We start from the raw sequence: 11,507 nt of genomic DNA, 5'->3' as shown, positions 1-11,507 counted from the left end.
GATTCCGAACAACGCTAGCCCCCTTCGTATTACCGCGGCTGCTGGCACGAAGTTAGCCGGGGCTTCTTCTGCGGGTACCGTCATTATCGTCCCCACTGAAAGAGCTTTACAACCCTAAGGCCTTCATCACTCACGCGGCATGGCTGGATCAGGCTTGCGCCCATTGTCCAATATTCCCCACTGCTGCCTCCCGTAGGAGTTTGGGCCGTGTCTCAGTCCCAATGTGGCTGATCATCCTCTCAGACCAGCTACTGATCGTCGCCTTGGTGAGCCATTACCTCACCAACTAGCTAATCAGACGCGGGCCGATCCTTCAGCGATAAATCTTTCTGCTCTCGCACGTATCCGGTATTAGCCCAAGTTTCCCTGGGTTATTCCGAACTGAAGGGCACGTTCCCACGCGTTACTCACCCGTCTGCCACTCACCCCGAAGGATGCGTTCGACTTGCATGTGTTAAGCCTGCCGCCAGCGTTCGTTCTGAGCCAGGATCAAACTCTCAAGTTGAAGAATTTGATCTCGACTATGTCACTACGCAAATTGACAGAGCACCTCCATCTCCAGCGTTGCCACTGAAGCGGTGTACTCACCAAAGCATAGATCAGGTCGATGTTCATTCCATCCGGCCCCAAAGGACCGGCGCAAGGACACCGCCGCCTACGCTTCTCTTCCCTCTCAACAATGTCAAAGAGCACGTGCCTCGCCAGGGAGACACAAAAAGAACCTCAAGCCGTCCAGCCATCCCTCGCGGAAGGCGCAGACCTCGAAGCCTCCAGGCGACCAGTCCGTTGCCGAACCCCGCCGCCGATGAGACTGATTTAGTCCCTGTTCTTTCCCCTGTCAACCGCCCGCCGAAAGTTTTTTCAAGCTTTCGTACCCGCCGCTGAAGATCTGCCGGAACACTCGCAAGCCTCTCTCAAGTAAAGGCCAAGACATCCCGTTCGCAAAAACGCTGCCGCGCCTGCGTCAACCCCGCCGGAAGGCCAAAACCTCCCAGCCCATGCCGGAAAAAACCGCCAGAGGAGCCGCTCACCACGCCCGAAGACCCTTCGAACCCGCACCGCTCATGGCCCAGACCAGATCAAACCCAGCCCGTACACCCGACGACCCGCCCCAGGCCTGACGGCCTGAACCCTGGAAAATCCGTCCTGGTGGAAAAACCCCGCAAGAGCCCCGCTTCCGCAAAACACCCTCAAGGGAGGCGCTCATATAAACCCTCCCAGACACTTTGCAAGCGACTTCTTCAAAGGAACTGCCGCAAACAGCGACTGAAGGGAGGAGGCACCCTAGAGTAATATCGTTATGATGCGTCCAACTTCAAGGGACGTGCGACCTTAAAGGACACTGCATGACACGGTGTATGGTGGTGATTGGCCGCTGGTGGATCACGGCTGGGAATTGTTATGCTGCGGCCCTGAAGAGAGGTCATATTGTCAGATCAACAGTTCAACCCCGAGAGAACCGCCGAGCTTCTGGTTGACGCCGTTACCGATACGGCTTTCGTCGTGCTCGATCGCGATGGAACGGTCGAGAGTTGGAGCCGCGGCGCGGAGTACATCTATGGATGGAGCCGCGACGAGGTGATCGGGCGCTCCGCGTCCGTACTGTACAGTGCTGCAGACGGTTCCGAGGCGCTTCGTCACGACATCCTTGCGGCTCGCTCAACGGGGCGTCACAGGAGCCAGGGCCTTCGGCCACGCAAGGATGGATCGGTCTTCATGGCCCTGGCGACGTTGACGCCGCTCTCCGACGGCGAAGAGTGCGGCATTGCGATGATCACGCGCGACATCACGGCGTCGGTTGTCGCCGAGGAGGCGCTGAGAACGCGGGAGGCACATCTGCGATCGATCCTCGAGACTGTTCCAGACGCCATGGTGGTCATTGACGAACAAGCCCGCATCCAGTCCTTCAGCGCTACTGCGGTGCGTCTCTTCGGCTACGAGCCCGCCGAAGTGATCGGGGAGAACGTCAAGATCCTCATGCCGCCGCCATACCGTGAGCAACACGACGGCTACATGCTGCGGTACCGCAACACGGGCGAAAGGAGGATCATCGGAGTTGGACGCGTCGTCGTCGGGCAGCGCAAGGATGGTTCAACCTTTCCCATGGAACTGGCGGTCGGTGAGATGCATTCGGGAGGGATCCGCTATTTCACGGGCTTCATCCGCGACCTGACGGAGCGACAAAGGACGGAGACGCGCCTGCAGGAACTTCAATCCGAACTCGTTCACATGTCGCGTTTCACGGCTCTCGGAGAGATGGCCTCGACGTTAGCGCATGAAATTAACCAGCCTCTCACCGCGATCACTAACTATCTCAAGGGCTGCAGGAGAATCCTGGAGCGGATGGAGGGCGATGCGATTCCCATGCTGCGGGATGCGGTCAATGAGGCGGGCGAGCAGGCCTTGAGAGCCGGGCAGGTGATCCGCCACCTGCGCGAGTTCGTGGCCCGGGGCGAGAGCGAACGTCATCTGGAGAACCTGCCCAAGCTCATCGAGGAGGCAAGCGCTCTGTCCCTCGTGGGGGCGAAGGAACAAGGGGTTCGAGTTGTTTACGACTTCGATCCGGACGCTCCCTTCGTGCTTGCCGACCGGATCCAGATCCAGCAGGTTCTGCTGAACCTGATCCGAAACGCCATCGAAGCCATGCAGGAGACAGAGCGGCGAGAACTCCGGGTAGCCACCCGCACGGTCGATGCCGGGCATGTGGAGCTGAGCGTGGAGGATACCGGACCGGGTCTCGCGCCCGAGGTCGCAGCTCAGCTCTTCCAGCCCTTCGTCACGACCAAGAAGCACGGAATGGGCGTCGGTCTGTCGATCTGCCGTACGATCGTGGAGGCCCATGGCGGGAAGATCTGGGCCGAATCGGCGCCAGGAACGGGAACGGCATTCAGATTCACGTTGAGATTGGTCGGCAGGGAGGAGATGTCGCATGCAGAGTGATGTTGCGGTGCATGTGGTCGATGATGACGTGGCCGTCCGGAAGTCCCTGGCGTTCCTGCTCGCCTCGGAGGGCCTCCCGGTCCGCCTGCATGAATCGGCCTCGGCCTTTCTCGATGATGCGCCTGCCGTCGAGACGGGATGCATCGTGACGGATGTCCGCATGCCGGGGATCGACGGAATCGAACTGATCCGCCGGCTCAAGGCCCGCGGCGTTGCCCTGCCTGTCATCGTCATGACCGGCCACGCGGATGTGCCGATGGCCGTCGAAGCCATGAAGGAGGGGGCGGTCGACTTCCTGGAGAAGCCGTTCGGGGACGAGGTGTTCCTCGCTGCGGTTCGTTCCGCCTTGGTCCGTCAGGAGAAGAGCAGCCACCATGGACACCAGCTGGCCGAAATCCAGAGGCGCTTCGATGCCTTGTCCGAGCGGGAGCGGCAGGTGCTTGACGGTCTGGTCGCCGGAAAGGCCAACAAGGTGATCGCCTACGATCTCGGGATCAGCCCGCGGACAGTTGAGATCTACCGGGCCAATGTCATGGCCAAGATGCAGGCCAAGAGCCTGTCTGAACTCGTCCGTCTAGCCCTCCTGATCGAGGCCAAATAGTCCCTTAAGGGATATTCCTGAGTAGGGCGGCAGCCCACTTCGTGCATAATTTGCCATGTTGGCCAAATGTCATGCCCATTGGCCGGAACCGATGATTGCACAGGCGTTTGATGTCTCACCCTACGGGGCTGGTCATCGTCGTGGACGACGACGACGCGGTCAGAAACTCACTGAAGTTCGCCCTGGAGCTTGAGGGTCTGACCGTGCGGCTGTTCAAGGGCGGCGCGGAGCTTCTGGCCGCGTCGGATCTGCCGGAGGGCGGGTGCTACGTGATCGATTACAACATGCCGGGAATGACCGGAATCGAACTCGTCGGACACTTGCGGCAACGCCGAAATGACTGCCCGGCGATCCTCATCGCGTCCCAGATCAGCGACGATCTCAACCGTCGCGCAGCCCGATCGGGATTCCGGATCGTTCTAGAAAAGCCGCTGCATGACAGCGAGTTGCTCGACAGCATTCACGCAGCGCTCGCGTAAAATCGAGCCTGCTCATCGTCTGTGCTCCTGCGGCACTCTGTTCTGTTCGTTCTGGATCGACTTCCTCTCGAAAGCGTTCGGCCTCGCGACCTTGCAACCGCGAAGCTGAATGAGCTCGGGTTGGTTGAAGAGGAAGCTGAGGCGCTCGATATCCTAAGCTAAGCGTTCAGGCGCTCGAGCGCCGCCCTGTTGCTCAGCACCACGTGGCGAGCCGAGGGGAGCGCGATCATGCGCTGACGCTCGAGTTGCGTGAAGGACCGCGAGACGGTCTCGATGGTCAATCCGAGATGGTCAGCGATATCCGTGCGTGACATGGGAAGATCTAGAGCGTCTTCATCGGCCGTGCGCTCGGCCATATCGAGTAGGAAAGACGCAATCTTTTCCAGGGCCGATTTACGGCCGAGCAGGAGCATGTGGTTCTGGGCCCGGATCAGGGAGCGCATCATTCCCATCGTTATATCCCGGGCGAGTTGCGCATCGCTTCCGGTCATAGAGGCAAGATGGCTGCGGCGATAGGCGACGATGATGCAGTCGCCGACAGATTCCGCGCTGAACCGGTAGTCCTCGCCAGCCTCGATGCCGAAAATATCGCCTGCCAGATGAAAAGCATCAATTTGGCGCCGTCCGTCGCTGAGGAGCTTGGACGTGCGCACCACACCGGACAGCACCTTGTAGACGAAAGCGGCTCGGTTCCCCTCGGCGAAGATTTCCTCATCCTTGGCGAAGGACTGGACCGAGCCGACGCTGGAGGCCGCGGGCTCCGCTGGCTTGCGCAGGGGCGGAACTTCCAGGCTGAACAGAGGAAGAGTCGAAGAAGTGGCCTTATTGAGGAGCGCTGTCTGCATCGGACCCTCGCGAACTCGTGAACGTGACGATGCTCCATGGGTACCGCCGCCGAGGCGCGGCAAAAATTCAGGTCTGATACCTAAGGGGTTTTCCTTAGGTCGCCGTTCCGGTGACCCGGAGTCCGTCAAGGGGGCGCACCAGATGCTATGCGAAGATGCTCGCCGCCAGAGTTCCGAGGATTGCTCCCGTGAGCGCGGCGCCGTCGTGCAGGCCGAGGAGCCATCGCGGGAGCGAACCGTTCCTGTGGACCCAAAGCGTGGTCCCAAGGACGACCAGTGACCATCCGCCGCCGACGCAGGCCGCTCCGAGCGAAAAGCCGCTCGCATTCGTTGACAGCATGAATGCTGCTCCGCCGAACGCCAGCAGCAGGCCTCCTGTAACGGAGAGATGAACAGGGAGGGCCAGGCGGGGCAGGAACGCCAGGAGCAACGACGGAGCGTACATGGCCATCACATGCCAAGCTACGGCCCCGACGGCCGCTTCCGACGGCGCGCAGCCGATGACCGCGATTGGGGTTGCACCCATCAGTGCGGTCATCATGAACCATCCGACCGCACTGATCAGGGTCGGCGGCAGGAAGGCGCGCCATCCTGGCGTGCCGACGGCTTCGGTCTTGTGCTCGCGACGGCTTTGGTAAGGCAGAGAGGCGGTCGCCACCAGAGACGCCACATGGGCCACGGCAGCCGCAGCGGCCGTGCCGGCAAATACCCGCGGAGACGCCAGATCCTCCGCGACAACGGCAAGGGTCGGAGCGATAAGGCCCGCCAGGGTGGCTGCGCCGAACACGATCAAAACGGTGCCGGCTCCCTTGCCGCCGACAGGCACCGCGGCATGGCGATAGAACAGGCTGAAACCGCCAGCAATTCCAAGCCAGAACGAGCCGAGCACCAGGGCTCCGAAATGCATGGACGCAAGAGCAAAGACGAGCACGAGGCCCCCGGCGGCACCCAGACTCGCTCCGAGGGAGAAGGCGGCCCGCCGGCCGAACGAGTCGAGCAGGAACGAGGCGGGCAGGCTCGCAAGAGCCGCCCCGATATAGAAGGCCATATAGGGAAGCGCGACCAAGCCGTGGCTTGGTGCGAGGGCCAGCCCGGCCAAGGGCAGGATGCTGAGTGTCAGGATCTGCGCGAGAACCGAGAACGCGAAGCCTGCGGCCAGAGGGATCGTGCCGGAGCGGCCCTCGTTTGTCCGACCCAGCGTGCCCGGGTCACAGACGCATTCGAGCTGTCCCGCCCGGGGCATGGGGACTGAAACGATCATTTCCGGACATCGTCGTCGGACAGGACGCGCACGGCGGCTCCCTGCACATCGTCATACTGGCCACTTTTCAGCGACCACATGAAGGCAGCCAGACCGGACAGGCCCAGCAGGAGTGCCATCGGAACGAGATAGATCAGAACTTCCATGGCTCAGGCTCCTTGCGCTGCCGGACGGGGAGACGACGGGATCGGCTCGGTCTGCGGCGCGCCCGGCATGCGCCCGCGAGCCCGGAGGGCATTAAGGGTCACGATGGTCGAGGAGCCGGACATCGCGAGAGCGGCGACCAGCGGCGTGACGTAGCCGAGAAAGGCGAGCGGAACCGCGATCAGGTTGTACACGAGGGCAATGCCGAGATTCAGGCGCATCAGGCGGTGGGCCCGCCGGGCAATGTTGATGGTGTCCTGCACGGGCTTCAACATCTCGCCCAGGAAGACGGCATCGGCCTGTGTCTGGGTCAGATCGGCGGCGCTGATCGGCGAAAGCGACACGTGCGACGCGGCCAGGGCCGGCGCATCGTTGAGACCGTCCCCGACCATCAGCACCTTACGTCCTTCGGCCTTGAAAGCCTCGAGCGCATCGATCTTGTCGGTGGGTTTGCAGCCGCCGCGCCACCACTCGATCCCGAGGGCCGAGGCGACTGGCGCGACGGCCTCCGGTCGATCGCCCGACAGGATATAGCAATCGAGGCCAGATTCGCGCAGGCTTTGAACGACCGCGGCGGCATCCGGGCGAAGGGCCTGCCGCACGAGCAGAACAGCCTTCTTGCCACCCCAGGAGAATGCAATCGCGGACGCTGCCGGATCGGTAGAGGCGACCTGGGCCGCGAGATCATCCATCCCGCAGAAGGCCGGTCGGCCCAACCGCATCTCCTCGCCGTTGACAATGGCTCGAACGCCCTGACCGGGTTCTTCCATCACGCCATCATAGGGGCTGGCCTGAGCCATGCGGGCGATGGTGGCCGCCAGCGGGTGGTGGCTCGACAAGGCAAGACGACCGGCCGCTCCCAGCACGGTGGGATCGATATCGCCGGCGTTGACGATGCTCATACCCGGCATCGTCAGGGTTCCGGTCTTGTCGAACACGATGGTGTCGACCTTAGCCAGCCGCTCGAACACATCTCCCGTGTTGAGGAAGACGCCGGCGCGGAAGAGGGCTCCCGAGGCGACCACCTGGACCACCGGAACGGCGAGTGCCAGAGCGCAGGGACAGGTGATGATGAGCACCGCGACGGCGGTGATCAGCGCGTCGTGAACGGACGCCCCGGTGGCAATCCAGGTCAACGCCGTGAGGGCGGCTGCCGCATGCACGACCGGGGCGTAGACCTTCGCGACGCGGTCGGCCAGTCGCACATAGCGGGACTTGGCTGCCGCGGCATTCTCCAGCAGGCGCTCGACTTCGTCGAGGAGCGTGCCCTTGCCGGCGGCGGTTACCTTCACGGTCAGGGTGCCATGGGAGTTAAGGCTCCCCGCATAAACCTGACTGTCGGCCCGGACGGAGCGGTGAGCGGTCTCGCCGGTGACGAGGCTCTCGTCGATCTCGGACGAACCGGCGACGACGACGCCATCGACCGCAATGCGCTCGCCAGGACGCACCAGGACCCGGTCGCCGATCTTCACGGCAGCGGTCGGCAGGAGAACGACCTCGCCGCCGTCTTCGATCCTGTGAGCCACTTCGGTCCGGAACGATGCCAGGTTGCCTGCCACCGCGCGGGTTCTTCGACGCATGGCCTGATCGAGGTAGCGGCCACAGAGCAGAAAGAACAGGAGCATCACCACCGAGTCAAAATAGGTGTGCTCAGCGGAGTTGATCGTCTCGACAACGGAGACGGTGAGCGCCAGCAGGATGCCGATGACGATCGGCACGTCCATGTTTGTGCGGCTGTTGCGCAGGGCGTTCATCGCGCTCTGGAAGAAGGGCTGGCCCGCATAGGCCACCGCCGGAAGGGCGATGAGAGCCGCCAGCCAATGGAAGAAATCACGGGTCTCAGGTGTGATGTCCGTGACGTTGCCGGACCAGACCGACACCGCCAGCAGCATGATGTTCATGGAGGCGAAGCCGGCCACGGCAAGGCATTTCAGGAGCCATTTGGCCCGGCGGTCCTCTTCCTCCTCCACGAGCCTGGACCGGAAGGGATGGGCCCGGTAGCCGAGCCGCTCCAATTCGTCTACGACCTGAGCCGGGGAGAGCGCCCCCACGCGCCATTCGACGGCGAGACGATGGTTGGTGTAGTTCAGCCGTGCATCCACGATGCCGGGAAGCCGGCACACGCCGCCTTCGATCTCGTCAATGCAGGCGGCGCAGTCGATCCCTTCGATGGCGAGGTCGAGATGGGATGTGCCATCGTCCTGGTGCTTCACATAGATTGACAGGTCGAGCGCTTCGGCCATCACAGAGGCCTCCTAGAGCGAGATGCGGGTCTTCGAGCGAAACAGAGTCTCAGTTTCGCGCCTCAGTTCGATGACGAGGTCCCATTGGCCCTCCGGCATGGGAGTGAGGCTCTTGAACCGGCCTGGGGTCGCTTCGACGAACTCGAGCGGCATGTCGCGACGCTTGTCGGTTGGATGGGCCAATCGGATCTCGGGGCCGAGGCCGGCCAGCGCCTGTCCCTGGTCATCCCTCGCCGTGATGATCACGCCGGCCGGACCATTGCGTTCAAGGGACGCCTCGACGGACCAATGGCGCGCGTCCTGGGCTTGAGCCGCCGCGACATCGTTCTTGAACGACAGGCCGGCCTTGTAGGCGCTCTCCGTCTCGACCCCGCTGAAGCTGGAGATGGCGACCCGAACCATGTAGAAATTCATGGCGAAGATGACGCCGAAGAATGTGACGAAGTAGAGCAAAACCGCCCGTCCGGTGATCGGTCGCGGCGCCCGGCCTGGTGTGCTGACGGGAGTGGACATCTGATTTCTCCTCAGGGGGCCTTGAAGTGATCGTTCGTGCTGGTCGTGTCGCCGGTGGCGAGATCGGTCAGAACGAACCGGAGCGGTACCGAATCCTCGGCGCGCGAACTCGTGTCGGTCACGAGAACCCGGGCTTCGAGGGTCTGATCCGGACCGACGGTGACGGTGGGACGGCCCTGCTGATCAAGGTCTCCGCCCACGACGTCGATCCTCGCCTCCGGCAGACCTTCCAGGGTGAGGGAGTAGCGCCGTTCGTCTAGTGTCTTGTTGGCGACCCGGATCGTAAACCCATTGCGAATGGACCCGTCCGAGAGGCGCACGTAGAGCGGGTTGCGATCGTGCATCACGCTCAGGTAGAGGCTCTGGCGCATGGCGAGCGACCCGATCATCACCAGACCGACGACGGTCATGAGCCCTGCGTAGAAAAGGGTGCGGGGGCGCACGATGCGGCGGACTTCCGGGCGGCCCTCGATCCGGGCCTGGACGTTCATGTCCGTGTCATAGGCGATTAGGCCCTGCGGACGTCCGACCTTCACCATCACGTTGTCGCAGGCATCCATGCACAGGCCGCACTGGATGCAGTCGAGCTGCAGGCCCTTGCGAATGTCGACGCCTGTCGGGCAGACGGCCACGCATTGATTGCAGTCTATGCAGTCGCCGGCGGGCAGCCCCTGCAGCTTCAGGACGTCGTTCTTCTTCACTGAGCCGCGCGGTTCGCCACGGTCATAGCGGTAGGTGACATTGAGGGCATATTCATCGGTCAGCGCCGCCTGGATCCGCGGCCAAGGACACATATAGGTGCAGACCTGCTCTCGCATGAACCCGGCGAGGGTATAGGTCGTGAAGGTCAGGATACCGATCCACAGATACGCGACGAACGACGCCTGGAAGGTCGCGAGATCATACACCAGGGTTGGCGCATCGGCGAAGTAAAGCACCCAGGCGCCGCCGGTCCACCACGCGATCATGAGCCAGATGACGTGCTTGAGGGCTTTTCTGCCGAGGACAGGGAGGGTGAGCTTCCCTTTGTCCTGGCGCATGCGCTCTCGCCGGTCGCCCTCGACCCAGCGCTCCACCGCATAGAAGAGGTCGGTCCAGACGGTCTGAGGGCAGAGATAGCCGCACCAGATCCTGCCGGCGACCGCATTCATGAGGAAGAGGGTCAGGGCCGCCAGCACGAGAAGGCCGGTGATGTAGTAAACCTCCTGTGGCCAGATCTCGATGAAGAAGAAGTAGAACCGACTATTGGCAAGATCGACCAGGATGGCTTGATCCGGCGCGTTGGGGCCGCGATCCCAACGGATGAAGGGCAGGAAGTAATAGATCCCTAGCGTGATAGCGAGCACGATCCACTTGATCGTACGGTAGCGGCCCTTGACCGCCTGCGGGTAGATCTGCTTCCGAGGAGCATAGAGCGGAGCGTCGTCGGCCGAGGCTCCGAGAGGGTGGGGAAGGGGGGCGTCAGCCATCGAATCTGTCGCAATCGTCTCGATCTGAATGACGATGAGATACGATGAGCGTGACAGAGCCGCCTTGATTCAAATCAAGCAGCGATCGGAGCGCACCCCGGTCGCTGCGTCTTGCGGTGTCAACGACTTAGCGAGCCTGATCACCACCCAGGGAATGCACGTAGAGGGTGAGCGCCTTGATGGTCGTGTCGTCGAGCCGCCCATGCCAGGTCGGCATGACTCCGCCGCGCCCGTTCATCAGGCCCTCGACGATGGTGGCCTTGTCGGAGCCGAAGAGCCAGATCTTGTCGGACAGGTTGGGTGCGCCGAGGTCCTGGTTCCCTAGGCCCTTCTCCCCATGGCAGGCCGCGCAGTTGTCTGCGAAAACCTTCGCACCCGCAGCCAGATTGGCGCTTTTGTCGGTCGGCAGGCCCGCGAGGGAACGGACGTAATCGGCCGCCTGCAGGATCTCTTCGCGCTTGAGCATCCCGTCGCGACCGAAGGCCGGCATGGAGCCGGAATGGCCCTGATCGCTCGTGGAGCGGGCGCCGTGGCGGATCGTCTGGTCGATTTGGGCGAGCGACCCGCCCCAAAGCCAGTCGTCATCGTTCAGGTTCGGGTAGCCCTTGGCGCCTGCGCCGCCGGCTCCGTGGCAGGGGGCGCAGTTGTCTCCGAATGCCGCCTTGCCCTGGGCCCGCGCGAACGCGAACAGTTCAGGGGTCTGCCTGATCTCGTCCAGTGAGCTTGCGGCGAGCTTCGCGGTCATGCCGGAACGCTGCTGCTTGAGAGCGTCGAGATCGGCCGTCACCGCATCCCGCGAGTGCCAGCCGAGCGCTCCTTTGGTGTAGGAGGAGACCAGTGGCCACGCCGGGTAGGCGATGCAATAGGCGATCGCCCACGCGATGCAGGCATAGAACGTCCACAGCCACCAGCGCGGCAGAGGATTGTTGAGTTCCTGGATGTCGTCCCAGCTATGCCCGGTGGTGGTCACGCCGGAAACGGCGTCGACCTGTTCATGTTTGTCATGGGCCAT

Annotated in this window: 10 protein-coding genes and 1 rRNA gene (1 of these 11 only partly in view); 3 read left to right on the top strand and 8 right to left on the bottom strand. The window is 62.7% G+C overall.

Annotation, left to right across the window (positions count from 1 at the left end):
- A 16S ribosomal RNA gene (locus HPT29_RS13450) occupies nucleotides 1-505 on the bottom strand; it reaches 982 nt to the left of the window's first position.
- A gap of 923 nt (nucleotides 506-1,428) precedes the next feature.
- Between HPT29_RS13450 and HPT29_RS13445 the strand changes: the two genes are divergently transcribed.
- From HPT29_RS13445 to HPT29_RS13435, 3 genes are all read left to right on the top strand, one after another.
- Nucleotides 1,429-2,940 (top strand): PAS domain-containing sensor histidine kinase, encoded by a 1,512-nt coding sequence (locus HPT29_RS13445; protein WP_210272192.1) that lies wholly within the window; start codon nucleotides 1,429-1,431, stop codon nucleotides 2,938-2,940.
- Nucleotides 2,930-3,541 (top strand): response regulator FixJ, encoded by a 612-nt coding sequence (gene fixJ, locus HPT29_RS13440; protein ID WP_173948327.1) that lies wholly within the window; start codon nucleotides 2,930-2,932, stop codon nucleotides 3,539-3,541. The genes HPT29_RS13445 and fixJ overlap by 11 nt, the downstream gene beginning before the upstream one ends.
- Before the next feature lie 110 nt (nucleotides 3,542-3,651).
- The gene (locus HPT29_RS13435; RefSeq protein ID WP_173948326.1) at nucleotides 3,652-4,020 is read left to right on the top strand and encodes a response regulator; all 369 of its coding nucleotides are present in this window, start codon (nucleotides 3,652-3,654) and stop codon (nucleotides 4,018-4,020) included.
- 158 nt (nucleotides 4,021-4,178) lie between these two features.
- Here the strand turns inward: HPT29_RS13435 and HPT29_RS13430 are convergent, their stop codons facing one another.
- The 7 genes from HPT29_RS13430 to ccoP form a co-directional block, all read right to left on the bottom strand.
- Nucleotides 4,179-4,865, bottom strand: a complete 687-nt coding sequence (locus tag HPT29_RS13430) for a helix-turn-helix domain-containing protein (RefSeq protein WP_173948331.1) — start codon at nucleotides 4,863-4,865, stop codon at nucleotides 4,179-4,181.
- A 145-nt stretch (nucleotides 4,866-5,010) separates the two neighbouring features.
- A complete protein-coding gene (locus tag HPT29_RS13425) occupies nucleotides 5,011-6,126 on the bottom strand; it encodes an MFS transporter (RefSeq protein ID WP_173948325.1) in 1,116 nt (371 codons plus the stop codon).
- Nucleotides 6,123-6,272, bottom strand: coding sequence for a cbb3-type cytochrome oxidase assembly protein CcoS (gene ccoS, locus HPT29_RS13420; protein ID WP_173948324.1), 150 nt, complete (start codon nucleotides 6,270-6,272; stop codon nucleotides 6,123-6,125). The genes HPT29_RS13425 and ccoS overlap by 4 nt, the downstream gene beginning before the upstream one ends.
- Before the next feature lie 3 nt (nucleotides 6,273-6,275).
- A complete protein-coding gene (locus HPT29_RS13415; RefSeq protein WP_173948323.1) occupies nucleotides 6,276-8,513 on the bottom strand; it encodes a heavy metal translocating P-type ATPase in 2,238 nt (745 codons plus the stop codon).
- 12 nt (nucleotides 8,514-8,525) lie between these two features.
- Nucleotides 8,526-9,026, bottom strand: coding sequence for a FixH family protein (locus tag HPT29_RS13410; protein WP_173948322.1), 501 nt, complete (start codon nucleotides 9,024-9,026; stop codon nucleotides 8,526-8,528).
- Nucleotides 9,027-9,037: 11 nt separating this feature from the next.
- Nucleotides 9,038-10,495, bottom strand: a complete 1,458-nt coding sequence (gene ccoG / locus HPT29_RS13405) for a cytochrome c oxidase accessory protein CcoG (protein ID WP_173948321.1) — start codon at nucleotides 10,493-10,495, stop codon at nucleotides 9,038-9,040.
- Between the two features lie 127 nt (nucleotides 10,496-10,622).
- Nucleotides 10,623-11,507 carry a cytochrome-c oxidase, cbb3-type subunit III gene (ccoP, locus tag HPT29_RS13400; RefSeq protein WP_173948320.1) on the bottom strand — a complete coding sequence of 295 codons (885 nt, stop codon included), beginning with the start codon at nucleotides 11,505-11,507 and terminating at the stop codon, nucleotides 10,623-10,625.

The organism is Microvirga terrae (assembly GCF_013307435.2).
GTDB lineage: Bacteria > Pseudomonadota > Alphaproteobacteria > Rhizobiales > Beijerinckiaceae > Microvirga > Microvirga terrae.
This window is presented reverse-complemented; position numbering and strand designations above follow the sequence as displayed.

Excerpts from the sequence above, each read along its gene's own strand:
- HPT29_RS13415 (WP_173948323.1), bottom strand. The coding sequence starts at position 8,513 with ATGGCCGAAGCGCTCGACCTGTCAATCTATGTGAAGCACCAGGACGAT.
- ccoG (WP_173948321.1), bottom strand. The coding sequence starts at position 10,495 with ATGGCTGACGCCCCCCTTCCCCACCCTCTCGGAGCCTCGGCCGACGAC.
- HPT29_RS13410 (WP_173948322.1), bottom strand. The coding sequence starts at position 9,026 with ATGTCCACTCCCGTCAGCACACCAGGCCGGGCGCCGCGACCGATCACC.
- ccoS (WP_173948324.1), bottom strand. The coding sequence starts at position 6,272 with ATGGAAGTTCTGATCTATCTCGTTCCGATGGCACTCCTGCTGGGCCTG.
- ccoP (WP_173948320.1), bottom strand. The coding sequence starts at position 11,507 with ATGGCCCATGACAAACATGAACAGGTCGACGCCGTTTCCGGCGTGACC.
- HPT29_RS13425 (WP_173948325.1), bottom strand. The coding sequence starts at position 6,126 with ATGATCGTTTCAGTCCCCATGCCCCGGGCGGGACAGCTCGAATGCGTC.
- HPT29_RS13435 (WP_173948326.1), top strand. The coding sequence starts at position 3,652 with ATGTCTCACCCTACGGGGCTGGTCATCGTCGTGGACGACGACGACGCG.
- fixJ (WP_173948327.1), top strand. The coding sequence starts at position 2,930 with ATGCAGAGTGATGTTGCGGTGCATGTGGTCGATGATGACGTGGCCGTC.
- HPT29_RS13430 (WP_173948331.1), bottom strand. The coding sequence starts at position 4,865 with ATGCAGACAGCGCTCCTCAATAAGGCCACTTCTTCGACTCTTCCTCTG.